The sequence below is a fragment of the Streptomyces sp. NPDC020965 genome (genome assembly GCF_044333555.1).
Classification (GTDB): domain Bacteria; phylum Actinomycetota; class Actinomycetes; order Streptomycetales; family Streptomycetaceae; genus Streptomyces.
In genome coordinates this window covers 242,557-269,512 of the sequence record NZ_JBIRRE010000007.1, presented here as the reverse complement: position 1 = coordinate 269,512, position 26,956 = coordinate 242,557, and the positions used below count along the sequence as shown (strand labels likewise).

Annotated in this window: 17 protein-coding genes and 2 pseudogenes; 12 read left to right on the top strand and 7 right to left on the bottom strand. The window is 72.3% G+C overall.

The features are described from left to right. The first annotated feature begins 50 nt into the window (after positions 1–50). The 3 genes from ACH4S7_RS22575 (at position 51) to ACH4S7_RS22565 (ending at position 4,273) form a co-directional block, all read left to right on the top strand. Positions 51–878, top strand: a complete 828-nt coding sequence (locus ACH4S7_RS22575) for an enoyl-CoA hydratase family protein (RefSeq protein WP_398523027.1) — start codon at positions 51–53, stop codon at positions 876–878. Continuing rightward, entirely contained in the window at positions 875–3,385 is a 2,511-nt protein-coding gene (locus ACH4S7_RS22570) for a bifunctional salicylyl-CoA 5-hydroxylase/oxidoreductase (protein ID WP_398523026.1), read from the top strand. Before ACH4S7_RS22575 ends, ACH4S7_RS22570 begins: the two co-directional genes overlap by 4 nt. A gap of 213 nt (positions 3,386–3,598) precedes the next feature. Next, the gene (locus ACH4S7_RS22565) at positions 3,599–4,273 is read left to right on the top strand and encodes a class I SAM-dependent methyltransferase (protein WP_398523025.1); all 675 of its coding nucleotides are present in this window, start codon (positions 3,599–3,601) and stop codon (positions 4,271–4,273) included. Between the two features lie 101 nt (positions 4,274–4,374). On the opposite strand, the gene ACH4S7_RS22560 is transcribed toward ACH4S7_RS22565, so the two are convergent. Together ACH4S7_RS22560 and ACH4S7_RS22555 are read right to left on the bottom strand one after the other, a co-directional pair. Further along, positions 4,375–5,193 (bottom strand): PaaX family transcriptional regulator C-terminal domain-containing protein, encoded by an 819-nt coding sequence (locus ACH4S7_RS22560; RefSeq protein ID WP_398523024.1) that lies wholly within the window; start codon positions 5,191–5,193, stop codon positions 4,375–4,377. A 4-nt stretch (positions 5,194–5,197) separates the two neighbouring features. Further along, the gene (locus ACH4S7_RS22555; RefSeq protein ID WP_398523023.1) at positions 5,198–6,859 is read right to left on the bottom strand and encodes an AMP-binding protein; all 1,662 of its coding nucleotides are present in this window, start codon (positions 6,857–6,859) and stop codon (positions 5,198–5,200) included. A 242-nt stretch (positions 6,860–7,101) separates the two neighbouring features. Between ACH4S7_RS22555 and ACH4S7_RS22550 the strand changes: the two are divergent. The 7 genes and pseudogenes from ACH4S7_RS22550 to ACH4S7_RS22520 form a co-directional block, all read left to right on the top strand. Then, a pseudogene (locus tag ACH4S7_RS22550) lies at positions 7,102–8,208 on the top strand (acyl-CoA dehydrogenase family protein); the annotation flags it as partial. A gap of 393 nt (positions 8,209–8,601) precedes the next feature. Next, positions 8,602–9,000: a RidA family protein gene (locus ACH4S7_RS22545; protein ID WP_398523184.1), complete on the top strand. Its 399-nt coding sequence runs from the start codon at positions 8,602–8,604 to the stop codon at positions 8,998–9,000. A gap of 498 nt (positions 9,001–9,498) precedes the next feature. After that, entirely contained in the window at positions 9,499–10,977 is a 1,479-nt protein-coding gene (locus tag ACH4S7_RS22540) for an MFS transporter (RefSeq protein ID WP_398523022.1), read from the top strand. A 364-nt stretch (positions 10,978–11,341) separates the two neighbouring features. Further along, positions 11,342–14,113 carry a class III lanthionine synthetase LanKC gene (gene lanKC / locus ACH4S7_RS22535; protein WP_398523021.1) on the top strand — a complete coding sequence of 924 codons (2,772 nt, stop codon included), beginning with the start codon at positions 11,342–11,344 and terminating at the stop codon, positions 14,111–14,113. A gap of 30 nt (positions 14,114–14,143) precedes the next feature. After that, positions 14,144–14,275, top strand: coding sequence for a SapB/AmfS family lanthipeptide (locus ACH4S7_RS22530; protein ID WP_398523020.1), 132 nt, complete (start codon positions 14,144–14,146; stop codon positions 14,273–14,275). 137 nt (positions 14,276–14,412) lie between these two features. Beyond that, positions 14,413–16,209 (top strand): ABC transporter ATP-binding protein, encoded by a 1,797-nt coding sequence (locus tag ACH4S7_RS22525; protein ID WP_398523019.1) that lies wholly within the window; start codon positions 14,413–14,415, stop codon positions 16,207–16,209. After that, positions 16,206–18,152: an ATP-binding cassette domain-containing protein gene (locus ACH4S7_RS22520; RefSeq protein WP_398523018.1), complete on the top strand. Its 1,947-nt coding sequence runs from the start codon at positions 16,206–16,208 to the stop codon at positions 18,150–18,152. The genes ACH4S7_RS22525 and ACH4S7_RS22520 overlap by 4 nt, the downstream gene beginning before the upstream one ends. Before the next feature lie 58 nt (positions 18,153–18,210). Here ACH4S7_RS22520 and ACH4S7_RS22515 read toward each other — a convergent pair whose 3' ends face one another. Then, positions 18,211–18,819 (bottom strand): LuxR C-terminal-related transcriptional regulator, encoded by a 609-nt coding sequence (locus tag ACH4S7_RS22515; protein ID WP_398523017.1) that lies wholly within the window; start codon positions 18,817–18,819, stop codon positions 18,211–18,213. Between the two features lie 369 nt (positions 18,820–19,188). Between ACH4S7_RS22515 and ACH4S7_RS22510 the strand changes: the two are divergent. Together ACH4S7_RS22510 and ACH4S7_RS22505 are read left to right on the top strand one after the other, a co-directional pair. Continuing rightward, positions 19,189–19,272 (top strand): annotated as a pseudogene (locus ACH4S7_RS22510) (DUF1360 domain-containing protein); the annotation flags it as partial. A 102-nt stretch (positions 19,273–19,374) separates the two neighbouring features. Further along, positions 19,375–21,762, top strand: coding sequence for a penicillin acylase family protein (locus ACH4S7_RS22505; RefSeq protein ID WP_398523016.1), 2,388 nt, complete (start codon positions 19,375–19,377; stop codon positions 21,760–21,762). A gap of 523 nt (positions 21,763–22,285) precedes the next feature. On the opposite strand, the gene ACH4S7_RS22500 is transcribed toward ACH4S7_RS22505, so the two are convergent. The 4 genes from ACH4S7_RS22500 to ACH4S7_RS22485 all read right to left on the bottom strand — a co-directional run bounded on the left by ACH4S7_RS22500 (position 22,286) and on the right by ACH4S7_RS22485 (position 26,917). Then, the gene (locus tag ACH4S7_RS22500) at positions 22,286–22,480 is read right to left on the bottom strand and encodes a ferredoxin (RefSeq protein WP_398523015.1); all 195 of its coding nucleotides are present in this window, start codon (positions 22,478–22,480) and stop codon (positions 22,286–22,288) included. Positions 22,481–22,505: 25 nt separating this feature from the next. Then, a complete protein-coding gene (locus ACH4S7_RS22495) occupies positions 22,506–23,792 on the bottom strand; it encodes a cytochrome P450 (RefSeq protein WP_398523014.1) in 1,287 nt (428 codons plus the stop codon). Positions 23,793–24,081: 289 nt separating this feature from the next. Next, complete coding sequence (locus tag ACH4S7_RS22490; protein WP_398523013.1) at positions 24,082–25,089, bottom strand: SMP-30/gluconolactonase/LRE family protein; 1,008 nt, start codon at positions 25,087–25,089, stop codon at positions 24,082–24,084. A gap of 280 nt (positions 25,090–25,369) precedes the next feature. After that, a complete protein-coding gene (locus ACH4S7_RS22485) occupies positions 25,370–26,917 on the bottom strand; it encodes an FAD-dependent monooxygenase (protein ID WP_398523012.1) in 1,548 nt (515 codons plus the stop codon). Positions 26,918–26,956 lie beyond the last annotated feature (39 nt).

The following is a 26,956-nucleotide window of genomic DNA, read 5'->3' as shown; positions in this document are numbered from 1 at the left end:
GGCGGACACGGCAGGCAGCGCATCGCCCGGCCGAAGGAGGCCCCCGGCCCATGAGCCCCTTTCCCAGCTCAGCGCGGCACACCGAGGAATGGCGCCATCTGCGGCTCACCACCCGGGACGGGGTCGCCACCGTGACCCTCGCCCGCCCCGAGAAGCTGAACGCCCTCACCTTCGGCGCCTACGCCGATCTCCGTGACCTCCTCGCCGAGCTGGCGCGGGAGCGGTCCGTCCGCGCCCTGGTCATCGGCGGCGAGGGGCGCGGCTTCTGCTCGGGCGGCGACGTGGACGACATCATCGGCGCGACGCTCGCCATGGACACGGCCCGGCTGCTGGACTTCAACCGGATGACCGGACAGGTCGTACGGGCGATCCGGGAGTGCCCGTTCCCGGTGATCGCGGCGGTCCACGGGGTCGCCGCGGGCGCGGGCGCGGTGCTCGCGCTCGCCGCGGACTTCCGGATCGCGGACCCGACGGCACGGTTCGCCTTCCTCTTCACCCGGGTCGGGCTCTCGGGCGGCGATATGGGCGCGGCGTACCTGCTGCCCAGGGTGGTCGGCCTCGGGCACGCCACCCGGCTGCTGATGCTCGGCGAACCGATCCACGCGCCGGACGCCGAACGCATCGGCCTGCTCAGCGAGATGACCGAGGAGGGTGCGGCGGACGCCCGCGCGGCGGAGCTGGCCCGCCATCTCGCGGACGGCCCGGCGCTGGCGTACGAGCGGACCAAGGCGCTGCTCACGGCGGAGCTGGACATGCCGCTGGCGGCGGCGGTGGAGCTGGACGCGGCGACCCAGGCACTGCTGATGAACGGCGAGGACTACGCGGAGTTCCACGCGGCGTTCACGGAGAAGCGAGCACCGCGGTGGCGGGGCCGGTGAGGGGTACGGGGCCACCGCTCCGGGTCGCCGTCATCGGCGGGGGCCCCGGTGGGCTCTACGCCGCCCTGCTGCTCAAACGGCTCGACCCCCGGCGCGAGATCACCGTCTGGGAGCGGAACGCCCCCGACGACACCTTCGGATTCGGCGTCGTCCTCTCCGACGAGACCCTCGGCGGCATCGAGGACGCCGATCCCGCCGTCCACCGGGCGCTCCAGGACGACTTCGTCCGCTGGGACGATATCGACATCGTCCACCGCGGCCGGACCCTGACCTCCGGCGGCCACGGATTCGCCGCGCTCGGGCGCCACCGGCTGCTGGAGATCCTGCACACCCGCTGCACCGGTCTCGGCGTACGGCTCCGCTTCCGCACCCCCGCCCCGCCCGCCGCCGAACTCGCCCGCGCCCATGACCTCGTCGTCGCCGCGGACGGCGTCAACAGCCTCACCCGCCGCACCCACGCCGATGTCTTCGGCCCCCACGTCACCACCCACCGCTGCCGCTACCTCTGGCTCGCCGCCGATATCGCCCTGGACGCCTTCCGGTTCGAGATCGCCGAGACCCCGCACGGTGTGATGCAGCTCCACGGCTACCCCTACTCCCGGCGCGCGAGCACCGTCATCGTGGAGATGCGGGAAGAGGTCTGGCGCGCCGCCGGATTCGACGCCCTGACCGAGCGGCAGTCCGCCGACCGCTGTGCCGGGATCTTCGCCGACGCCCTCCGCGGCCACACCCTGCACGGTCAGACGCGCGGTCCGGTTCCGGGCGGCGAGGCCCCACGGCGCGAGGCCCCACGCGGCGAGGCGCCACGCGCCGCCGAATCCGCCTGGTCCGCCTTCCGTACGGTGACCAATGAACGCTGGTCCCACGGCCGTACGGTGCTCATCGGCGACGCCGCCCACACCGCCCACTTCTCCATCGGCTCCGGTACCAAACTCGCCGTCGAGGACGCCCTCGCGCTCGCCACCGCCGTCGACGAGCGGCCCACCGTGGCGGACGCACTCGCCGCGTACGAGGCGGAGCGCCGGCCGGCCGTCGAGTCGACGCAGCGCGCGGCGGCGGCCAGCCTGCGCTGGTTCGAGGAGCTGGCGGGCTGTCTCGACCAACCGCCCCGGCGGTTCGCCTTCAATCTGCTCACCCGCAGCCGCCGGGTCACCCATGACAACCTGCGGCTGCGCGACGCCGGTTTCACGGACGCCGTGGAGCGCGAGTTCGGCTGTCCGCCGGGGACGCCGCCGATGTTCACCCCCTTCCGGCTGCGCGGACTCGAACTCCGCAACCGGATCGTCGTCTCACCCATGGACATGTACTCGGCCGTGGACGGGGTGCCGGGCGATTTCCACCTCGTCCACCTCGGCGCGCGGGCCCTCGGCGGGGCGGGCCTGGTGATGACCGAGATGGTGTGTGTGAGCGCGACGGGCCGGATCACCCCCGGCTGCGCCGGCCTGTACACCGACGAGCAGGCCGCGGCCTGGCGCCGGATCACCGATTTCGCGCACACGGCGTCACCCGGGACCGCCATCGGCGTCCAGCTCGGGCACTCCGGCCGCAAGGGTGCCACCCGGCTGATGTGGGAGGGCATGGACGAGCCGCTCCCCGGTGGCGGCTGGCCGCTCGTCGCCGCGTCCCCGCTCCCGTACCGCGTCGGGGTCAGCCGGCTGCCGGAGGCGCTGGACGCCGCCGGGCTGGCCGCGGTCCGGGCCGAGTTCGCCGCCGCCGCCCGGCGCGCCCGGGACAGCGGATTCGATCTGCTGGAGCTCCACTGCGCCCACGGCTATCTGCTCTCCGGCTTCCTCTCGCCGCTCACCAACCGGCGTACGGACGGCTACGGCGGCTCCCTCGCCAACCGTCTCCGGTTCCCCCTCGAAGTCTTCGACACCGTGCGCGGGATCTGGCCGGACGACCGGCCGATGACCGTCCGCATCTCGGCGACGGACTGGGCGCCGGGTGGCACGACGGCGGACGACGCCGTGGCGTTCGCCCGCGCGTTCACCGCCCACGGCGCCGATGCGATCGACGTCTCCACCGGGCAGGTCGTACCGGACGAGCGGCCCGAGTACGGGCGCTCCTACCAGACCCCGTACGCCGATCGGATCCGTAACGCGCTCGGTGTTCCGGTGATCGCGGTCGGCGCGATCTCCTCCTGGGACGACGTCAACTCGACCCTGCTCGCGGGCCGCGCGGATCTGTGCGCGCTGGCGCGGCCCCATCTGTACGACCCGCACTGGACCCTGCACGCGGCGGCCGAGCAGGGGTACGCCGGGCCGGGCGCGCCCTGGCCACTCCCGTACCGCGCGGGCAGCCGCCGTCCTCCGACGGGCCGCGCGGATACGGGTGGCGCGGGCGTCCCGGGCGGTTCGGGTGCGAGTGGCGCGGGCGTCCCGGGCGGTTCGGGTGCGGGTGGCGCGGGTGCGGGCCGTACGGGTGCTGGTGGCGTACGTGTGGGTCGTACGGGCGCTGGTGGCGCGGGCGTCCCGGGCGGCCCGGGGGCGGGGCGCGCGGCCGGCTGAGTCCGCCCGCGCCCGTACTGCGTCAGCCGGGGGAGCCCGGGCGCCGGCCGGTGCGGGCTTGTTGCCGAATCGGCAACCATGTTTGACGTTCTGCCGGCCACCGGACAAACCTGAACCCCAGGGTGGACCCGCGCCGGGGGCAGCCCGAGCCGAAGCCCCCGGAGCCGTTCGCACCGCCCGTTCGTACTGCCCAGTCGTCCCGGAGGAGCCCCGATGCCCGCACCCCAGACGCCCCAGACCCCACAGACGCCCCAGACCCCCCAGCCCGGTGACCCGACGGACTTCTGGGAAGAGCGCTACCGTTCCGACGACCGCGTCTGGAGCGGCAACGCGAACCCCCTGCTCGTGCGGGAGGCCGGCGCACTGGAGCCGGGCAGCGCCCTGGACCTGGGCTGTGGCGAGGGCGGTGACGTCCTCTGGCTGGCCTCGCACGGGTGGCGGGTGACCGGTGTGGACATCTCCGCCACCGCGCTGGAGCGGGCGGCGGGCCATGCCGCGCAGGCCGGTCTCGCCGAGTCCACGGCGTTCGAGCGGCACGAGCTGGGAAAGACCTTCCCCGAGGGGAGCTTCGATCTGGTCAGCGCCCAGTTCCTACAGTCACCCGTCACCCTGGACCAGGACGGTGTGCTCAAGCGGGCCGCCGAGGCGGTTGCGCCGGGCGGCACCCTCCTCATCGTCATGCACGCCGAATGGCCCACCTGGATGGCGGCCCACGAGCACCCGTTCGACGCCGTCTTCCCCACGCTCCAGGGCGTGCTGGCGGCGCTCGCCCTGCCGTCCACCTGGCGGGTGGAGACCCTGGAGACCGTGGAACGCTCCCTGACGTCGCCCGACGGTAGGCCCGGTACCCGCGCGGACCATGTGTGGCGACTGACCCGCACCCGCTGACCGACTGACCCGCACCGGCTGATCGGCGCGCGGGGTGAGATCCCGGGCGCTGACCCGCACCGGCTGACCGGCGGGCGGGATGAGATCCCGGGCCCTGGGTCTCACCCCGTACCCCCCGCCCGGACGAACTCCGCCCCCGCGTCCCGCAGCAGCGCGTGCAGCTCCCCGAAGACCTCCGCCGACCGCCCGCCCGGCCAGTCCTCCGGCAGCAGCTCCAGCGGGAGGCCCGGATCCTCGTACGGCAGCCGCCGCCAGAAGTCGAGTGCGTGCAGATAGTCCCGGTAGGCGTCCTCCGGCGACGCCGTCCGCCCGGCCGACCAGGACCGCAGCACCGGCTCGTGCGCCGTCAGGAACTCCTCGTGCCGTTTGGCGACGGCCCCCAGGTCCCACCAGGACGCCACCGCCTCGGCCGTCGCCGCGAAGCCCAGGTGCTCACCGCGGAAGAGTTCGACGTACGGGTCGAGCTGGAGCCTGCGCAGGGTGTGCCGGGTCTCCTCGTACAGCCGCGCCGGCGCGATCCACACCCCGGGCGCCGCCGAGCCGAAGCCGAGCCGGACCAGCCGGGAGCGCAGCAGATGGCGTTTGCCGCGCTCGGTCTCCGGCACCGAGAACACCGCCAGCGCCCAGCCGTCGGCGAGTATCGGCGTCCCCCGGTCGTAGATGCGCCGGTCGCCGTCGTCGAGGAGCTGGCGGGCATCGGGGGAGAGCGCGTAACCGGCCGAGCCGTCCGGGGTGCGCTCGGGGATCAGCAGTCCGCGCCGTTTGAGGCGGGAGACCGAGGAGCGCACGGACGGCGCGTCGACCCCGAGGGCGGCCAGCAGCCGGATGAGTTCGGCCACCGGCAGGGCACCTCGGCGGTCGCGTCCGTATGCGCCGTAGAGGGTGACGATCAGGGAGCGGGGGGTGTGCTGGTCTGCCACGCGATCACTTTAGGTCCTCCCTTTTGAGATCTCGCCGGGCTCGCAGCCGGAAGCGCTGGAGCTTCCCCGTCGGTGTCCGGGGCAGGGCGTCCAGGAAGACGATCTCGCGGGGGCATTTGTACGGGGCGAGCCGCGCCAGCACCGATGCGGTCAGGGCGTCCCGGGTGGCCTCGTCGGCCGGCGTCCCGGCGCGGAGCACCACATAGGCGACCGCGATCTGGCCCCGCAACGCGTCCGCGCGCCCGACCACCGCCGCCTCCACCACATCGGGATGGCGCAGCAGGGCCTCCTCCACCTCCGGTCCTGCGATGTTGTAGCCGGCCGAGACGATCATGTCGTCGGCGCGCGCCACGTAGCGGAAGTAGCCGTCCGGCTCGCGGACGTAGGTGTCGCCGGTGAGGTTCCAGCCGTCGCGCACGTACTCCCGCTGCCGTGGGTCGTCGAGGTAGCGGCAGCCGACCGGGCCGCGCACGGCGAGCAGTCCCGGCGTCCCGTCCGGGACCGGCACCCCCCGGCCGTCGACCACCCGCGCCTGCCAGCCCGGCACCGGGACGCCGGTGGTGCCCGGCCGGATCGCGTCGTCGGCCGCCGAGATGAAGATGTGCAGCAGTTCGGTCGCGCCGATGCCGTTGATGATCCGCAGCCCGGTGCGGTCCCGCCACTCCCGCCAGGTGGTGGCGGGCAGGTTCTCCCCGGCGGACACACAGCGCCGCAGAGAGGTGGTGTCGTGGTCCCCGGAGCCGTCCCGCCCGTCGAGCTCCCCGAGCATCACGCGGTACGCGGTCGGCGCGGTGAACAGGACCGTCACCCGGTGCTCCGCGACGGCGGCCAGCAGCCGGGCGGGCGCGGCCTGTTCGAGCAGCAGCGCCGACGCGCCCGCCCGCATCGGGAAGACGACCAGCCCGCCGAGCCCGAAGGTGAAGCCGAGCGGTGGAGTGCCCGCGAAGACGTCGTCCGGTTCCGGCCGCAGTATCCGCGCGGAGAAGGTGTCCGCGACGGCCAGTACGTCCCGGTGGAAGTGCAGACAGCCCTTGGGACGGCCGGTGGTGCCGGAGGTGAAGGCGATCAGCGCGACATCGTCCGCCGCCGTCGCCACCGCCGGATACGGCCGCGGGGGCCCGTCCGCCGCCAGCCGCAGCAGATCGCCGGGCGTGTCACCCCCGTACGGGACGATCCGCAGCCCCGGCGCCCGGGCCGCGACCAGCTCGCCGAGGGAACGGCTGTCGCAGAGGGCGTGCCGGACGGCGGCGATCTCGCACATCGTGGCCAGCTCCCCGGCCCGCTGCTGGGCGAGCACGGTGACGGCGACCGCGCCCGCCTTCAGCACCGCGAGCCAGCAGGCGGCCAGCCAGGGGGTGGTGGGGCCGCGCAGCAGCACCCGGTGGCCGGGGACGACCCCGAGCCGGGAGGTGAGGGTGTGGGCGATCCGGTCGACCCGGTCGCGCAGTTCGCCGTAGGTCCAGACCTCGCCGCTCCCGGTGCGGAAGACGGGCCGGTCGGCGCCGAAGCGTTCGATCGTACGGTCCAGGAGTTCGGCACCGCAGTTGACCAGCCGGGGGTAGCGGGGGCAGGCGGGGCCGGTGAGCAGCAGCTCCGGCCACTGGTCGGCGGGCGGGAGGTGGTCGCGCGCGAAGGTGTCGAGATGGGCCGAGGGTGTCAGCTCCATGGTGCGCCCCTTCTGGTGGTGGGGTCGTGGATGGAGCGTATCGATATCGTGACGACAGTCAACGGTTCGCGATAAACGCCGTCGGGCAGGTGCCGTGGGGCGGATCCGCACACGGTGGCGGGCGTCGTGCCGCGCGTGGTGAAGGGGGTGGAGCGGCGGCCGGGTGGTGGGATGGACGTGACAGTCGAGATAAGCCGAGATAAGCCGAGATCAGTCGAGACCTCAGAGAAGTGGGGGCACGAATGCCCGTATTCTCGCTCGATCCAGCACAGATCGCACGGTGTGCGCGGCTCCGTACCCTCGCCACTGACGCCCTGGCCCCCCTCGCGGCGGCGGGCGAACCGGGCAGGGTCAACCGCCCCCTGGTCGCCGCGCTCGGCGAACTGGGGCTGCTGAGGACACTCTTCGACGCCGGTGCCCTGGAGCTGTGCCTGCTACGCGAATCCCTCGCCAGGGGGTGTTCGGAGGCGGAGACCGCGCTCGCCCTGCAAGGGCTCGGGACCTGCCCCGTCGCCCGCTCGGGCACCCCCGCCCAACGGGACCGCTGGCTCCCCGAGGTGATCGCGGGCCGCGCCGTCGCCGCCTTCGCGCTGAGCGAGCCGGATGCCGGTTCCGACGCGGCGGCCCTCGCGCTCAAGGCCGTCCCGGACGGCGCCGGTTGGCGGCTGAGCGGCGCGAAGTGCTGGATCTCCAACGCTCCGGAGGCCGACTTCTACACGGTCTTCGCGCGCACGACCGAGGGGGCGGGCGCACGCGGGGTGACGGCCTTCCTCGTCCCGGCCGACCGCCCCGGACTGACCGGGACCGCCGTGGAGATGCTCTCCCCGCACCCCATCGGCGCGCTCGCCTTCGACGGCACACCCGTCACGGCGGACGATGTCATCGGCGAGCCGGACCGGGGCTTCCGGGTGGCCATGGAGACCCTGAACCTCTTCCGACCCAGCGTCGGCGCGTTCGCCGTCGGCATGGCGCGGGCCGCCCTGGACGCCACCCTGGAGCACACCGCCCACCGCACGGCCTTCGGGGGGCCGCTCAAGGACCTCCAGTCCGTCGCCCACCAGGTCGCGGAGATGGCCACCAGGACGGAGGCGGCCGGGCTGCTGGTGTACGGGGCGGCGGCGGCCTATGACGCCGGCGCGGCCGATGTGCGCCAGCGGTCGGCGATGGCGAAACTCTTCGCGACCGAGACCGCGCAGTACGTGGTCGACGCGGCCGTCCAACTGCACGGCGCGCGGGCGCTGCGCCGTGGCCACCTCCTGGAGCACCTCTACCGGGAGGTGCGCGCCCCGCGGATCTACGAGGGCGCCACGGAGGTGCAGCGCTCCATCATCGCGGCGGAGTTGTACGCACGGCGCACGGACGGTGACGGCGTGGTGGACGGGCCGGCTGCGGTGGGCGGCGCCGGAGCGGTGGGTACGGATGGCGACGCGGTGGACGGGCCGGCTGCGGTGCGTACGGACCGCGGTGTGCAGGCAGCGGGGGCGCGGGCGGTGGCGGTGGCGCATACGGACGGCGGGGTGGGGGGAGTGGGGGATACGGCGGGAGTCGTGCGTGCGGGCGGCGGTGTGGTGGGGGCGTCGGGAGTGGTGTGTACGGGGGGTGGCCCCGCCGACACGACAGGGTCGGGACCTACGGACGGGGGCGTGGTGGACGCGACACGACCGGCGCGGGCTGATGGCGGCCCGCCACACGCGACAGAGTTGGAGCAGCCGGGACACCGACGAGCCACAGGAGCGCCCCGTATGAGCCTGGAACGGCACAACCCCGCCGAACTCGCGCCCCCCTCCGGCTTCTCGCACGCCGTCACGGCCACCGGCTCCCGGCTGGTCTTCCTCGCCGGGCAGACCGCGCTCGACATGCGTGGCCGGATCGTGGGCGACACCCTTCCCGAGCAGTTCGAGACGGCGCTCGCGAACCTCCTCACCGCCCTCGCGGCGGCGGGCGGTGCCCCGCAGGACCTCGCGCGGATCACCGTGTACGCAACCGATGTCGCCGACTACCGCGCCCACGCGCCCGAACTCGGCCGGATCTGGCGCCGACTCGCGGGCCGCGACTACCCGGCGATGGCGGTCATCGGCGCCGTACGGCTCTGGGACGAGCAGGCACTGGTGGAGTTGGACGGCACGGCCGTCCTGCCGTGAACGACCGCCGCTCCCGGTGGCGGACTGCTGCGGTCGGGTGGCGGGGTCGGTGCGGTCGAGCGGCAGGACGGTGCGGTGGCGGGCCCGGGGTGGTGGCGGGCCGGGTCCGGCACGGTGGCCGGCCGGTGCGGTCGAGCGGAAGGCCGACCAGGGGCGCCGGTCCGGGTCCGGAGCGTCGAGCGGAAGGCCGACGAGGGTGCCGGGCCGGGTCCCGAGCGGTCGGGGCGCGGACCGGTCGCGTGGCCGCACCGGCCGGCCGGTGCGGTGGCGGGTCGGCCGGTGCGACAGGGGGGCGGGTCCGTGGGGTCGCGCGGCGTGGTGGCCGGGTGGTCGAGTGGTGGGCCGCTCCGGCCGGGTTTACGGTCGAGGAGGTGGACATCGCCGTCCACCGGAGCACGCCCTCCCCCGAGGGCACGAACCGCCATGACGACCCCGCGACCAGTAAGCGATACCACCCTGGCCACCACCCCAGCGACGGGCGGCGTCGGGGGACACCGCATGGCGCTCTTCGTCATCGCGTCCTGTCAGCTGATGGTCGTCCTCGACGTCACCATCGTGAACATCGCGCTCCCGCACATCCAGACCGCCCTGGACTTCTCCACCACCAGCCTGTCGTGGGTCGTCAACGCCTACACCCTGACCTTCGGCGGACTGCTGCTGCTCGGCGGCCGCATCGGCGACATCCTGGGCCGCCGCAAGGTGTTCATGACCGGTGTCGCGCTCTTCGCCGTGGCGTCCCTGCTCGGCGGTCTCTCGCAGAGTTCCGGTGAACTCCTCGCCGCCCGTGCCCTCCAGGGCGTCGGCGGCGCCATCGCCTCCCCGACCGCGCTCGCGCTGATCACCACCACCTTCGCCGAGGGCCCGGCGCGCAACCGGGCGTTCGGCGTCTTCGCCGCCGTCTCCGCCGGTGGTGGCGCGATCGGACTCCTCGCCGGCGGCATCCTGGTGGAGTGGCTCGACTGGCGCTGGGTGTTCTTCGTCAATGTGCCGATCGCCGTGCTGATCCTGCTGGCCGCCCCGCGCTGGATCGCGGAGTCCGAACGCCACCCCGGACACTTCGACATCGCGGGCGCGCTGACCTCGACCCTCGGCATGGTCGCCCTGGTCTACGGATTCATCCGCGCCGCCCAGGAGGGCTGGCGCGATCCCCTCACGCTCGGCTCGTTCGCCGTCGCCGTGGTGCTGCTGCTCACCTTCGTCCAGGTCGAGCGGCGCTCCCGACAGCCCATCACACCGCTGCGGATGTTCGCCGACCGTAACCGTGCGGGGACGTACGGGATCATGCTGTGCCTCGCCGCCGCGATCTTCGGCATGTTCTTCTTCCTCACCCTCTTCGTCCAGGACGTCCTCGGCTTCAGCCCGCTCCAGGCCGGTCTCGCCTTTCTGCCGGTGAGCGCGGTGATCGCGGTGGGCGCCGGGGTGACCTCGCAACTCCTGCCGAGATACGGGCCGAAGCCGTTCATGGTGACCGGCGCGCTGCTGGCGGCGGCCGGTCTCGCCTGGCTGACGCTGACCGATATCCACTCGACGTACCTCGGCAGCATCCTGGGGCCGATGCTGGTCTTCAGTCTGGGCATGGGTATGCAGTTCGTCTCCCTGACGCTGATGGCGCTCTCCGGGGTCCGGCGGGAGGATTCGGGCGCGGCGTCCGGGCTGCTCAACGCGATGCAGCAGGTGGGCGGTTCGCTCGGACTCTCCATCCTGGTCACGGTCTTCGGTACGGCGGGCCGGCACAAGGCCGAGTCGCTGGTTCCGGAGTTCCTGTCGACGGCGACGCCCGCGCAGCGGCTGGTCTTCCAGCGGACCGGGGAACTCCCGCCGCCCTGGAGCGAACAGGTGCTCGCCTCGGGGATCTCGGCGGCGTTCGTGATGGCGGCGATCTTCACGGCGGTGGCGGCGCTGATCGCGCTGCGGGTGATCCAGGTCCGGCCCGGCGATCTGGAACGGCTCCAGGGCGGCGGGTCGACGCCCGGGTGAACCTCCGATCGACACCGGGTGAACCTCCGATCGAAACCTCCGATGGACGGTGTGCCGTACACGCGCAACCGGAAGCCCCCGCACCGAGTCTTCCGGGGTGCCACGAGCCCCGCGCCACCCCGGTCACCGTGATCCGGCTGAACAATCGTCAAGGGCTGTCCCGCGCCGCCCCGCCCCCGGCCTGGCAGAACGGCCGCCGTGCGTGATTCCCGCACGGTGGAGTGCGGTACGGCCCCATGCGTCATCCATGCGATTAGCACACCGGCCCACACGCACGAGTGGTGACAACAACGACTGTCCCGCCCCTTGGCGATGTGGAACGTTCGGACTCGCCGCAACCGAACGTCCCAGCGAAGGAGTGCGGGTGAACCCTGAGTACGCCGCGTACTGCCAAGCGGACCGAGACTTCTACGACACCCCGCATCGAGCCGTCGGCGCGACCGCCGCGGTGGCGGAGGCGCTCTATGAGCCGGCCCGACTCGGCGCTCCCGAAGGCTGGGAGAGTTCACGGCGTGCCGACTGGCTCTCCTTCACCCCGGGCGGACTGCGGTTGCCGGCCCAGGGCTGGAAGATCCATATCTCCGCCGGCCTCGACAACGCGGAGTCCGTCCTGCGCCGGGTGGTCGACCACTGTCTGTCGCGCCGGCTGCCCCTGAAGTTCATCCCCGGCCCCACCCAGTTGCACCTGCGCAACGCCAAGTACGCGGACCGGGCCGGCAGCGGCAAGTTCATCACCGTGTACCCGCATTCCGACGAACAGTTCCCCGAGGTCACCACGGAACTGATCGAGCTGCTCGACGGGGAGCACGGACCGTACATCCTCAGTGATCTGCGCTGCGGCGACGGGCCGGTGCACGTCCGGTACGGGGCCTTCGCCCAGCGGTTCTGCCTCAGCCCCGGCGGCCAGTTGGTGCCCGCCATCGCGGACCCCGATGGCACGCTGGTACCCGATCCGCGCGGCCCCTCGCTCAGCATCCCGCCGTGGGTCGACCCGCCCGCCTTCCTCCGCCCGTATCTGGAGGCCCGCGCGGCCGTCGGCATGGGAGACATGCCGTACGAGGTCCAGGGCGCCCTGCACTTCTCCAACGGCGGCGGTGTCTACAAGGCCCGCGACACCCGTGACGGGGAGACGGTGGTGCTCAAGGAGGCCCGGCCGTACGCCGGTCTGGCCGCCGACGGCGCCGACGCCGTCGCCCGGCTGGAACGCGAGCGGACCGCGCTGGAGCAGCTCTCCGGACTCGACTGCGTACCCCGTGTGCGGGACACCTTCGACATCGGCGAGCACCGATTCCTGGCGCTGGAGTACATTCCGGGAACCACGCTCAACACCGCATTCGCCCGGCGATTCCCGCTGGTCACCTCGGCACCGACCGCCGAGCAGCTCGCCGAACACGCCGAGTGGGCCCGGACGATGTACGCGAAGGTCGAGTCCGCCGTGCTCGCGGTGCACGGACGCGGGGTGGTCATCAGCGATCTGCACATGGGCAATGTGATGGTCTCCGACGACCAGTCCCGGGTCGTCCTCCTGGACTTCGAGGCCGCCTCCCCGGTGGCGGACAACGCCCGCCAGATCGTCGCCAACCCCTCCTTCGTCGCCCCGCCCGACCGGCGCGGTCTCGATATCGACCACTATGCGCTCGCCTGTCTGCGGCTGGCGCTGCTGCTCCCGCTGACCATGCTCCTCGCGGTCGACCGGGACAAGGTGGTCCGGCTGGCCCGGGACATCACCCGCAACTTCCCGGTGACGGAGGACGAACTCCGCCCCGCCGTGACGGAGATCCTCCGGAACGCGGCGCAGCCGGAAGCCGCCCCCCGGACCCCCGGCGCACCGGCCCCCGCCATACCGGCCCCCGCCATACCGGCCCCCGCCATACCGGCCCCCGCCATACCGTCCCCCGGCGCACCGGCCCCCGCCGCCGCCTTCGGCACCTCCGTCGCCTTCACCCCCGACACCCGGCCGCCATCCGTGCCGGAACCGGTCACGACCGGGATCCCCGAGCCGGGGGAGTGGCCGCTCAGTCGGGACTCCATGGCCCGCGCCATCCTCGCCTCCTGCACCCCCGACCGCGAGGACCGCTGTTTCCCGGGCGATATCGCCCAGTTCGCCTCCCCGGCCGGAGGCCAGTCCTTCGGCTACGGCACGGCCGGAGTCCTCTACGCCCTGCACGAGACCGGTGCGCCCGCCTGCCCCCCGGCCGTCGAATGGCTGCTCGCCCGGGCCAAGAAGCCCGCCCCCGGCACCGCACTCGGCTTCTACGACGGCCTCGCCGGCATCGCCTGGACCCTGCGGCACATCGGCCACCCCGCGCAGGCCGCCGAGGTCGCCCAGGTGATCGTGCAGCAGCCCCTCGACGGGCTCACCCCCGACCTGCACGGCGGGCACGCCGGAATCGCCCTCGCCCTGCACGATCTGGCCCGTACCGCCACCGGCGCCGAGGCCACCGCGCTCACCGAGGCCGCCGACCGCTGCACCACCCTGGCGGCCCGCTCCCTGGTCAACGACGCCCCGTCGCCCCGCACCGGACTGCTGCGCGGCGCCACGGGCCTCGCCCTCCTCTTCGTACGGCGGTACACGGCCACCGGCGACCCGGCACTCCTCGATCTGGCCGCCGCCGCACTCCGCCGTGACCTCGCCCGCTGTACGACCGGCGCCGAGGACGCCCTCTTCGTCCGCGACGGCAAGCGGAGCCTGCCGTACCTCGGTGGGGGCAGCGCCGGACTGGCGATGGTCATCGACGAATACCTGGCACAGCGCCACGACGACGAGTTCGAGCGCGCGCGACAGGCGATGGCGATCGGCTTCCGCTCCGCCTTCTACGTCCAGCCCGGACTCTTCCGGGGGGTGGCCGGACTCACGCTCCACCTGGCCCGCACCCCGCTGGGAGACCCCGCCGAGCGATGGCACGCCATCCGCCGGCACACCGACCTCCTCGGCCTGCTCGCCCTCCCGTACGACGGCGGACTGGCCTGGCCCGGAGAGCAGATGATGCGCAGGTCCATGGATCTCGCCACCGGCACCGCCGGATGTCTGCTCGCCCTCGGCAGCGCGTTCGACGCCACTGAGGCGTCCCTGCCGTTCCTCTCGCCGCGTCAGCGGCCCACAGACCGGCCCCAGCCAGGGGCCGCGCACCACTAGGCAGTTCCGTCCCCAAGGAAGGAATACATCATGGCTCTTCTCGACCTCCAGGCCCTTGAGACCCCCGAAGAGGAAGCTTTCGGCGAGACTGCCACGGGCAGTCAGGTCAGCGTCATCCTCTGCGGCTACAGCCAGGTCAGCCTGCTGATCTGTACTCCGTGACACAACACCGAGGGACCGACCGGTGAGTGACACACTCCCCGCCGCCCCTCGGTGTGCGGACTGGTCCCGGACCTCAGGGTCCGGGACCGGCCCATGAGGCCGGTGCCCCCGGCCGGACGACGGAAGGAAAACCCAGCGTGACGCGTAGTCGGCCCGCGGAGCCCTCCCCGCCGTCCACGACGTCCTCCGGGTGGACCCTGGGTGCCGGTCGGGGGTCACTCGCCGTCGTACTGCTCTGTTCCGCGGGCGCCGCGCTGGCCGCGCTCGCCCTCCCCGTCGCGCTCGGGCTCACCATCGACGAGCTCATCACCGAGGGCCGGGTGCCCTGGCGGGGGCTGTTGCTCTGCGCCGCGCTGACCGCCACCGAAGTCCTGCTGGACGCGGCCGTCGCCGTCGTCGGCGGGGTCACCACCGCGTCCGTCACCGCCCGGCTGCGCACCACCGTCCTCGACCGGGTGGTCCGGGCCGATCCGCGCCACGGCACCGCCGTCGCCACGGGCGACCTCACCACCCGACTCACCGCCAACGCCGCCGAGGCCGCCGCCGTCCCCGTCACGGCCGCCACCGCGTGCGCCACCGTCCTCCTGCCCATCGGCGGATTCGTCGGACTCCTGCTCATCGACGCCTGGACCGCCGTCGCGCTGCTCGTGGGCACCCCCGCCTTCCTCGTCCTCCTGACCGCGCTCGTCCGCGGCACGGCCGCCGCCGCCGCGGACTACCAGCGGGAACAGGCCCTGGTGGCCACCCGGCTCACCGAGACGCTGGACGGCGCCGCGACCGTACGGGCCGCCCACACGGCCACCCGGGAGCGCGCCCGCGTCCTCGAACCGCTCACCGCGCTCGCCGTCCACGGCCGGCGCACCTGGCAGGTCCACGGCCGGGCGGTCGGCGGCAGCGCCGTCCTGCTCCCCCTGCTGACCTTCCTGGTACTGGCGGTGGGGGGCGTACGGCTCGCGGCCGGCGCGATCAGCGTGGGCGAACTGCTCGCCGTCTCCCGCTACGCCGTCCTCGCCGTCGGACTCGGCGCCCTCACCGGAGCGCTGAGCGCGATCTCCCGCGGCCGGGCCGCCGCCCGCCGACTCGACCCGCTGCTGGCGCCCGCCGCCATGCCGCACCGCTCCCTCACGCTGCCGCCCGACGGCCCGGGCACGGTGGAACTCCGCGACGTGGAGGTCGTACGGGACGGGGAACGGCTGCTGCGCGAGGTCAGCCTCACCGTCCCCGGCGGCACATCGATGGCCGTCGTCGGACGGTCGGGTGCGGGGAAGTCCCTGCTGGCGGCCGTGGCGGGCCGGCTCACCGACCCCGACGCGGGAACCGTCACGCTCGACGGCGTACCCCTGGACGGTGTCGATCCGATCCGGCTCCGGGACGAGGTCGGCTACGCCTTCGCCCGGCCGGCACTGCTCGGGGGGACGGTCGAGGACACCATCGCCTTCGGCGCGACCCTGCCGTCGTCCGAAGAGGTGCGGTCGGCGGCGCGCGCGGCGTCGGCCGACGGGTTCATCGGGCTGCTGCCGCAGGGGTACCGCACCCCGCTGGAGCTGGCCCCGCTCTCGGGCGGCGAGTGCCAGCGGCTCGGGCTGGCCCGGGCGTTCGCCCACACCGGCCGGGTGCTCATCCTGGACGACGCCACCTCCAGTCTGGACACGGTCACCGAACGCCAGGTCCAGCGCGCCCTGGCCCGACGGGCCGGTAGCCGCACCCGGATCGTGGTCGCCCACCGCGTCTCGTCGGCGGCCGACGCCGATCACGTGGTGTGGCTGGAGGACGGCGCGGTCCGGGCGGTCGGCCGGCACGCTGACCTCTGGGCGGAGCCGGCGTACCGCGCGGTCTTCGACCCGGCCGCCACCCCGGCCACCGCCCCCGTACCGCCCGCATCCCCTTGTCCTTCCCCCTCCTCATCGCCGGCGTCGGGGCCGGGGGCCCGATGACCCCCGATCCGGCGGTCGACGCCCCGCCCCGACACTCCCCGGCCGCCGTCGCACCACCGGCCCGGCAAGGTGATCCGGCCGCGGTGGACCACACCGAGACCGGCGCACTGCGCCGCGTCGGACGGGAGGCCCGGCCGTTCCTGCGCGCCCGCACCCGGGTCATCCGCCGGATGACCGGCTGGTCCCTGCTGGAGTTCGGCCAGACCTTCCTCAGCGGTTACGCGGTCGCCCGCTCGCTCGACGCAGGGTTCCTCGACTCCGAGCCCACCGTCGGACTGATCTGGCTGGGGGTCGCCGCCGTCGCCACCCTCCCCGCCGTCCTCGCCACCCGGGGCGTCTTCGGCGGACTTGCCGATCTGGTGGAGCCGCTGCGCGACGGACTGGTACGGCGTGCGGTGGCACGGGCCATGGACGGCGCGATGACCGGCCCGACGCCCGCCACCACCCGCTCGGTCTCCCAGGTCACCCATCAGAGCGAGATCGCCCGCGACGGGTGGGGCGGACTCGTCATGTCGCTGCGCGCGTTCGTGTTCACCTCGGCGGGAGCCGTCGCCGGGATGGCGGCCCTCTCGCCCCTGCTGCTCCTGGTCGTACTGCCGCCACTCCTGCTCGGGCTGGGGCTCTTCCTCGCCACGCTGATCCCGATGGCCGCCAGACAGCGCGCCTATCTCGACGCCGACGAGGCGTTCGCCGCCCACGCCGGGCAGACCGCGTCCGCGCTGCGGGACATCGCGGCGGCTGGCGCCGCGGAACGCACCGTCGAACAGGGCCACAAGATCGCCGGGGACCAGGCTGCCGCCGCCCGCTCGCTGGCCCGCTGGGCCGCCGCGCGCGTCCTCGCGCTCGCCGTTTGCGGCGGACTGCCACCGCTCCTGCTGCTGTTCAGCGCGGACTGGCTGATGCGGAACGGGCTCACCACCGGCGCGCTGCTGGGCGCCTTCACCTATCTGACGCAGTTCCTGGCCCCGGCCGTGCACGCATTCCTGAGCGTCATCGGCCAGGCCGGGGGGCGGCTGGTCGTGGTGCTCGACCGGTTCACCCGGCCCGTGTCGCTGCCACTGCCGCCCGAGGCGCACCCCGCGCACGGACGGCCCCTGCCACCGGCGCCGGTGACGGCCGAGCTGCGATCGGTCAGCTTCGCGTACGGGCCGTCCGCCCGGCCGGTGCTGGACCGGCTGGATCTCACCCTGCGCCCCGGCGACCATGTGGCGGTCGTCGGCCCCAGCGGCAGCGGGAAGTCCACGCTGGCCGCCGTGCTCGCCGGGGTGGTGCCCCCCACCGGGGGCGAGGTGCGCTGGCTGGGGCGGCCGGCCGGGGAGCTGGAACCCACCGCCGTACGCACCCTCCTGCCCCAGCGGGCCTATGTGTTCAGCGGGACGCTCCGCGACAATCTGCGCTATCTGCGGCCCGACGCCCGTGACCCGGAGATCGCCGCCGCAGTGGAGGCGATCGGTCTGGGTCCCCTGGTCGACCGGCTCGGCGGGCTCGACGCGCCGTTCGATCCGCTCCGGCTCTCCCAGGGCGAGCGGCAACTCGTCGCCCTGGGGCGGGCCTGTCTCACCACCGCACCGCTCCTCGTCCTGGACGAGGCGACCAGCGAGCTGGACCCGGCGGCCGAAGCGCGGGCCGAGTCGGCGCTCGCGGATCGCGCGGGGGCACTGGTGGTCATCGCACACCGGCTGACGTCGGCGGCGCGCGCACGGCGGGTCCTGGTGATGGACGGCACCACGACGGTGTGCGGGACCCCGGCCGAACTCCTGGCCGGGTCCGCGCTCTACCGCGATCTGACCGGCCTCTGGACCCCCGAGACCCCAGCCCCTTCCCGCACCCCCAGAGCCCCCGGCACCCCAGCCCCTCGCGACACCGCCGTGCCCCCGACGCTCCCGCCGAGCCCGAGCCCGAGCCCGTCGCGGCCGATCCCCACGGCCGATCCCCACGGCTGATCCCCACGGCTGACGGGCGGTGTCCGTACACCCCGCGCCCCACTGCCGCACTACAGCACTACAGCCAGCCGAACTCCCGCGAGAGCCGGATGGCGTCGAGCCGGTTCCTGGCGCCCGTCTTCCGTATCGCCGCCGCCAGGTAGTTGCGCACCGTACCGCTGGCCAGATGGAGCGCCCCCGCGATCGAGGAGACCGACTCGCCCTCCGCCGCCATCGCCAGCACGCGTAACTCCCGTGGTGAGAGTGGCACCTCCGTGGCCTGCAACAGACCGAAGGCCAGCGACTCGTCGATATGACGGCCACCGGCCGCGACCTTACGTACGACTTCGCGGAGATTGTCCACCGGGCCGAACTTGTCTATGTACCCCCTGGCCCCGGCATCTGACGCTCTCCGCAGATCGCCCGCGCGGTCCCCGCGGGCGAGGACCACCAGGGCGGTCCCGGTTCCGGTGGCGGGCCGCCGCAGGGACTCCATCAACGAGAGCACTTCCACGGAATCAGGACAATCGAGGTCGGTGACAAGAATGTCCGAGGCATATTCCTCCATGGCGGCACGCACCCCGCCCTTATCGGTGGTCCGCACATGAAGTTCTTGATCCGTACTGAGTAGGCAGGCCAAAGAGGCACGCCACAGAGACACCGCGTGCACCAACAGAACCGTCGTCATGGACTGCTCCTCAGTTCTCTCTTAAGAGATGTGTACGTTGCGTACCTTCTGTGCGCCTGTTCCACCCAGTTTCACCACAGACGTGCGCTGCGCCACTGACGATTTGCCTCATTCCCCCGACAGGTGGACGCGAGGGGGGGCGTGAGGGAGCACAACGAAAATGGACGTGCGCCCCCTGATGTCCGCCGCCTGCCCCCACTTCCCGGAGAGAGGCCGTCCCGGCGCCTCTTTGGCGCGTTCTCGTCGTCCGGGCGCTCTCCATGGGGCGCGGAGGCGCCGTCGCACCGGCCGATTGGCGCCCCTCGGAGCCGAGTTCGGGATCATGGAGGTCCACGGTGAGGACGCAGGTTCCGGGCGCCGGGTTCATTACTTGACAAAACAATTGGTGAGCTGGTGGATTGTCATTCGTGCCACGGTGAGTGGTGCGCGCAAATATCTTTCCCACCGCTATAGTTGGGAGCCCCTTTGTTCGTCCGGAAGACTTCTGTTCCCGTCGGCGGGAGACCGCCCGGTCGAAGCAGGATTCGACGACTCTCCATCGCCGCGGTCGCCCTGGTGTCCGCCGTGGTGGCCGTACAGCCCACCGCCATTGCGGCGGACAAGAGCACAGGTGAGCGCGGCGGTGAGCTGAAAGCCGGTGGCCACTCCGCGACCATTCGCTACACCGAGTACGGGATTCCGCATATCACCGCGGACAATTACCCGAATCTGGGATTCGGCTCCGGTTGGGCGCAGGCAGCCGACCAGGTCTGCATACTCGCCAATGGATTCGTGACCGTACGCGCGGAACGCTCACGGTGGTTCGGCCCCGACGGACCGAGCGACGAGGACCTCTCATCGGCGCGGAACAACCTCTCCAGCGACCTCTACTTCCGCGGCGTCCGGGACGCCGGGACGGCCAGGAAGCTGCTCGCCGCCCCGTACCCGGTCGGCCCCGGCAAGGACGCGAAGGCGATGCTGCACGGCTGGGTCGCCGGTTACAACGCCTGGCTCGCCCAGAACAAGATCAAGGACCCGGCCTGCCGGGGCAAGGCATGGGTGCGCCCCATCACGGTCAACGACCTCGCCACCGTGGGGCATTCGCTCACCGTCACCGGTGGCACGGGGCAGGCCACCGACGGCGTCATCGACGCGGCGCCCCCGACTCCGGCCCGCTCCACGTCCACGGCCGCCCGCCCGGCGCAGCCACCGGCCGCCGCCGCCCGCGCCGCCGAATCCCTCTTCGACCGGGTCAAGAAGATGGGTTCGAACGCGGTGGCCTTCAACGGCTCCACCACCGCCAACGGCCGGGGACTCCTCCTCGGCAACCCGCACTACCCCTGGCAGGGCGCCCGCCGCTTCTGGCAGTCCCAGCAGACCATCCCGGGCGAGCTGAATGTGGCGGGGGCCGCCCTGCTCGCCTCCCCGGCCATCAACATCGGCTACAACTCCCGCGTCGCCTGGAGCCACACCGTCTCCACCGGTGTGACCGTCGCGCTGCGCCGCCTCACCCTCGACCCGACCGACCCGACGGTCTACCTGGTGGACGGCGAGCGACGGCGGATGACCAAGCGGACCGTCACGGTCGAGGTCAAGGGCGGCGCCCCCGTCACCCGCGACCAGTGGTGGACCCCGTACGGTCCGGTCGTCACCGCCATGGGCGGCCTCCAACTGCCCTGGACCACCGCGCACGCGTACGCACTGGGCGACCCCAACGCCTTCCACCTCCGGATCTGGGACACCGCGCTGGCGTTCGGCAAGGCCCGCGATGTCGCCGGGGTACGGGAGGGTCTGGCCCGCACGCAGGGTCTGCCCTGGCTGAACACGATCGCGGCCGACTCCCGGGGCGGCAGCCTCTACACCCAGTCGCAGGTCCTGCCCCGGATCACCAACGGTCTGGCCCAGCGCTGCTCCACCGATCTGGGCCGGGTGCTCTATCCGAGGTCCGGACTGGCGGTGCTCGACGCCTCCCGCGCCGAATGCGGCCTCGGCAAGGACCCGGACGCCTTCCAGCCGGGGATCTTCGGCCCGAAGAAGATGCCGACGCTGCGGAACGCCCCGTACGCGACCAATTCCAACGACAGCCCCTGGCTGGCCCATCCGGACCGGCCGCTGACCGGCTACGAGCGGGTCTTCGGCGATATCGACACCGCCCGTTCGCTGCGGACCCGAGGCGGCGCCGAGGACCTGTCGGCGATGGCCCGGCGCGGCGGACTCAAGGTCGAGGACGCACAGCGGCTCCAGTTCGCCAACCGGGTCCCGGCCGGTGACCTCGCCGCGGCCGACGCGGCGCGGGCCTGCGCCGCACTGCCCGGGGGACGCGCCGTGGCCACGGACGGCACGACGGTCGACGTCTCCGCCGCCTGCCCCGTGCTCCGGCGCTGGGACCGGACGGTCGACACGGCCAGCCGGGGCGCGCTGCTCTTCGAACGCTTCTGGAGCCGGCTCGTCGACACCGTGCCGGAGCGCGACCTCTGGAAGGTCCCGTTCTCCGCCGCCGACCCGGTGCGCACTCCGCACACCTTCAACACGGCCGACCCCCGGGTGGCGCGGGCGCTCGCCGACACGGTCCAGGAGCTACGGAAGACGGGCACCGCCCCGGACGCCGCCTGGGGCAGGCACCACTACGTCGAGCGCGGGGGCTCCCGCATCCCGGTGTCCGGTGGTCCGGACGCCCTCGGGATCTGGAACATGATGGAGTCCGATTGGGACGCCGGCCTGGGCGCGTACCCGGAGACCTACCACGGCTCCAGCTACATCCAGGCGGTGAGCTGGAACTCCACCGGCTGCCCGGTGGCCCGGACCCTGCTGACCTACGGCCAGTCCTCCGACCCGGGCTCCCCGCACGCCGCCGACCAGACCCGGCTGTTCTCGAAGGAGAAGTGGGTGACGCCCCGCTTCTGCGAGAAGGAGATCACCGCGTCCCCGGCGCTGAAGGTACTGAAGGTCCGCGAACGACGCTGACCTGACGCCCGCACGGCCACGGTCGTACGGCACCCCCGGGGCGGGGGTGCCGTACGACCTTATGGGTGTGCCTCTGCTTCTCCGGATGCCCTCGGATGCCGCGGAGGATTCAGATGTCGCGGAAGAGACCAGGCGGCCCCGTGAACTGCGGCGCTTGTTGGGGCCGGGCTGCTGACCTGCGCAAATGACCTTTCGGCTGTTTCACGGTCGTGCCTGTTGATGCAGCCGGAAGTCCCAGAAAAGTCCCAGAGAACTCCCACTGCCCGCAGGCGCTCGGTCAGCGGTCAGCGTGAGCGGGGCAAGGATCAGCTTCCGCATGGCGGCTGGCGCTGACTTCCGGAGGTGAGGCGGGCTGATCGACTATGACGGTAGGAGTCTCCTTCCGGCCGGCCCGCTTTCGTCGAAGACAGGGGCGGAGTGGCCGCGGTGTGGCTTTGCCGGACTGCTGGCCGTCGTACTTGGCGGATGCCGGGGTCTCTGTCAGCTCCCCGTGGGGTGCGGGTAGAGACGGTGACCGATTCGGCTAGGTATCCAGTTGGATGGCTCCGGCCGGGCAGAGCAGGACGGCGTCCTTGATGTCTGTGCTGAGATCGCCCGGAGGGTGTTCGGTGAGCAGGATGACCACGCCGTCGTCCTCTCTCTGGTCGAAGACATCCGGTGCTGTCTGGACGCACAGTCCGGCCGATACGCATTTGCCGGGTTCGATGGTCACCTTCATGGGGTCCTCCAGCCTCGGCTCTGTTTCACCAGGTGACGGGCAGTTCGTGCATGCCGTACGCAATCCCGTCGTTCTTGAAGGAGAGCTGGTCCACCGGGGCGGCGAGCCGCAAGGTGGGGATACGGCGGTACAAGGTGCCAAAGACGACCTCCAGTTCGAGCCGGGCGAGCGGCTGGCCGAGGCACTGGTGGACGCCGAAGCCGAAGGCGATCTGCCGACGGGCGTCGCGCTCGATGTCGAGGCGGTCGGGGTCGTCGAAGACGGAAGGGTCTCGGTTGCCGACGTCGTGGGCGATGATGACGCTCTCCCCGGCCCTGATCGTCACGCCACCGATCTCGATGTCCGCCAGCGCCACCCGCCGCCGTCCCAACTGCGGGATGCTCAAGTAGCGCAGCAGTTCCTCGACCGCCGAGGCGATCAGCTGCGGGTTGTCGCTGTTGTCCCGCACCCGCGCGAGCTGGTCGGGGTGCTGGAACAGTGCCAGGGCGCCGAGCGAGATCATGTTCGCGGTGGTCTCGTGTCCGCCGAAGAGCAGCATCACGGCCATGTGCGCGGCCTGGCGCCGGGTCAGCCCGCCTTCGGTGATCTGTTGGGCGAGGGTGGAGAGCACGTCGTCCGCAGGGTCGGTGCGCTTCTGTTCGATCAGGTGGCCGAGGTACTCGCTCAGCTCTGCCATGGCCTGCGCCGCCTGCTCCGCGGTCGTGGAGCGGCGGGGCAGCAGGTCGCTGCGTGCCTGGAAGAAGTCACGGTCCTCGTACGGCACGCCGAGCAGGTTGCAGATCACCAGGGAAGGGACCGGGAGCGCGAAGGTCTCGACCAGGTCGGCGGGGTTGGGGCCGTCGAGCAGAGCGTCGATCAGGTCGTCGACGATCTGCTGCACTCCCGGCCGCATCGCCTTCGTACGCCTGACGGTGAAGGCGGTGGTCACCATTCTGCGCTGCCGGCTGTGCTCCGGGTCGTCCATACCGAGGAACGCGACCGGTTCGACCCCGGGCTCCCCGGTGCCGGGGAGCCCGTCCGGCGCTGGCTGCACCGTGGTCTGTGCGACACCAGGGGACTCATAAGGGAATCCGGGCTTGGTCGTGTCCGAGCTGATACGGGGGTCGGCGAGCAGGGTCCGCTGATCCTCGTACCGGGTGATCAGCCAGGGTGTGTCGCCGTTCCAGATGCGGACCCGGGCGATCCGGGTGCGGTCCTGTAATTTCTGCAGTGCGGGCGGCGGGTCAAAGGGGCAGCCGGCGGCCCGGGGCATGGGATATTCGGGGAGTTCGGTCGCCGGGGTTTCGGTGGTTGGTGCGGAGAAGGCCGTCATGATGTGACCTTTCATCGTCCCTGTAAAGGGGGCATCTTTTCCATCGGTCATCAATATGTTCAGTCCGTCTGTCCTGTCCGGGATTCTGCTGGGAATATCTCAGACGCTGCGAAATATTCCCGTTGCGCGCTCGACTGTGATGGGATATCTGCAGGTCAGATGCAGTGATGTGTGAGCGCGTGAAGGTGTGCACGCTGCGGTATGCGTGTGAATCCACTGAATTCGCGCGGTTGTTGTGTTCGTATCAGCCGGTTTTTTGGGAGAGTGCGTCCGGCCGTACGGGCTTTGTCTAGGACCCTGATCCGAGCCTGGGTCGGGGAATGGCCACCATGTTGTATTCGGTGTCCGGAGTTGGTGGTACATCGAAACGGCCATTGGGTAGATAGAGCCGGTCGCCCCAGGGCGCGATGGTCGGCGGCATCTGGAAACGGGGGTCGGTGATCCGGGTGACATGGCGGGCCCGGAGGCCGGAGGAATCCAGCCGGAAGACGTCGACCGCGTTCTTGTGGGGCAGCACGCAGTACAGGGTGCGACCGATGACCAGCAGCCCGTCCGCGAGGGGGGTCGCCACCCCCAGGTCTCCCCGGCGGGCCACTCCGGTACGGGGATCGATCCGCATCAGCCCGCCGCCCTTGACGGAGAGGTTGATCAGCAGCAGACCGGTGCCGTCCGGGGTGCGGGCGATGCCGTTGGCGATGATGCCGAGGTCGATCACGGAGGGCCCGTTGACCCAGTCGCCGGTCAGCGGGATGGTGCTGACCTCGCCGGGCGTGCCGTCGCGGCCGAGGGCAAGGCGGTAGAGCTGCGGTTTGAGCGAGTCGCTGAACCAGGCGGAGTCGGACATGAGGACCACGTCGTTGACGAACGCGCCCTCCCCGCCGACCCGGTGGACGCGCTCGATCTCCCCGCTCCGCAGATCGACGACCCGCAGTTCACCGCTGGGTCCGCCGCTGATGAACAGGCGGCGGTCGTACGTGTCGATGGTGAGACCCACCGCCGGATGACCCGCACCCAGTCCACGGCTCACGATCGTGCCCGTTCCGGAGGCCAGTGACACACGGTGGACATCGCCGTTCGCCAGCGATCCGGTGTACGCGTACGGCCGTGGACCGATGGTGATCCCCTCCGGACGGAACCCCTTCGGCAGAGCGAGGGATGTGGGCCAGGTGCGGCCACCGGCCGCCTGACTGGTGCCGGCGAGGGGAAGTGCGAGCCCTGCGCCGAGCGCGGCGGAGGCCCCCAGCAGTGTGCGCCGGGAGAGAGAGCGGTCCGGCAGGTGCTGCGACGAAGCGGGCATGTGCAGTCCTTTCATAACGGGGCGAGGGCAGACGGAATCGACCGGTGGCGCATCGGCGCTGATCAACAGTCCCGGCTCGACCGGGGGGCACACGGTGCGAGCGGTAGTGGGTGTGCCTCGCTCGGCGTGCTGGGCGGGCGGAGCGTGCGTCGCAGTCCGGAACCCGGTTGCGTCACAGCCGCGCTCATCACGGCAGGGCACTTGACCGGGAATGGTGTCCCGCCCGCTTCACTCCGGCGGGGGAGCTGGCGCGTCGGAGGCACTGGCGACGCACCTTGTGTCAGTGGTCGGCAGCGGCCGAGGCGGTGAGGTGCTGCCAGGAGAGGTAGGCGGTGACGTCGTTCGGGTCGTGGGTGGCGAGGGCGATGTAGCCGTCGGGCCGGATGAGGAAGAGTCCCGTGTCGGCGTATGCGGTCCGGGCGTGGCTGTCCGTGTCGCGCAGGGTGCTGGGGCCTGTGTGGGAGATGTGGATGCGGTGGGTGCGGACCTGTCTGCCGGTGAGGCGCGGGGTGGGTGTGTCGCCGAAGGCGAGGAGGGTGAAGTGGGGGCCCCGGAAGATGTCGAAGAGGCGTACGGGTGCGCCGGAGGCATCCGTGCAGGGGGCGTCGGGTGCGCGGTCGCCCGCCTGGAGTGCGTTGTCGGCGGGAGTGGGGCGGCGGTCGATGGCGAGCGGGCCGCCCCGGTAGGTCAGGTCGAGTTGCAGGGTGTCGTCGCCACGGCGGGTCCAGCCGGTGCGGGAGTCCTCCTGGTCCCGGCTCAGAATGCCGCTGGAGCGCCGCAGCAGGTCGGCGGCGACCTGCTGCCGTTCGGCGTGGTAGGTGTCGAGGAGTTGCGGCGGGGCGTTGCGGTGCAGTACCTCTTCCAGTTTCCAGCCGAGGTTGTAGGCGTCCTGGACGCCGGTGTTCAGGCCCTGCCCGCCGGTGGGCGGGTGGATGTGCGCGGCGTCGCCGGCGAGGAAGACCCGGCCCGTCCGGAAGCGGCCGGCCACGGCGGTCCGGGTGCGCAGGGTGGAGATGAAGAGGATCTCGCGAACCGTGATGTCGCATCCCGTACGGCCCCGCAGCAGCTGTTGCAGCGCTTCGGTCGAGCCGTCACGGGCTGCGTCGGGCTCCTCCCCGGGGCGGGTGTACTGCACCACCATGGCGAAGGCGCCGGAGCCCCTGACCGGGATGAGCGTCACCATCCCGCCGGGGGCCGTCGGCCAGATGTGCCAGTAGCCGGGGTCGAGTCCGTCGATCACCGCATCGCCGATGAGCATGGGCGGGGCGGCGAGGTCGGTCCGCTCGAAGGGGAGGCCGAGGGACTCCCGTACGGTCGAGCGGCCTCCGTCGGCGGCGACCAGATAGGCGGCGCGGATCTCCTCATCCGTACCGTCTGCCCGTAGGACGCGCGCGATGACGTGGTCCGGATTCTGAGCTGAATGGGTCAGTTCCCTGCTGTGCTCGACATGTCCGCCCAGTTCCTTGAATCGGGTCCGGAGGATGTCGACGGTGCGCCATTGCGGGAGCATCCAGATCTCGCCGTAGGGGCGGTCGGGCGTCGGCGGGTTGCGCTGGACGACCTCGGTGGTGCCCAGCATGACCGGGCCGTCCCAGCGCATCATCGTCGGGAAGGTGCTGCCGTCCTCGTGGACGGCGTCCAGGATGCCGAGATCCTCGAAGACCTCACGGCTGCGCGGCTGGATGCCGGCGCCGCGGGACCCTGGGAACCCGCCCTCACCTCGCTCCACCAGCCGACAGCCGACACCGCGCCGGGCCAGGTCGCAGGCGAGGGTGAGTCCCGTGGGCCCGGCACCCACGATCAGGACATCCGTGACGGATGTGCCCATGGCCGGTTCGTCCTTTCTCGGGTCGCAGGACTTGGGGCG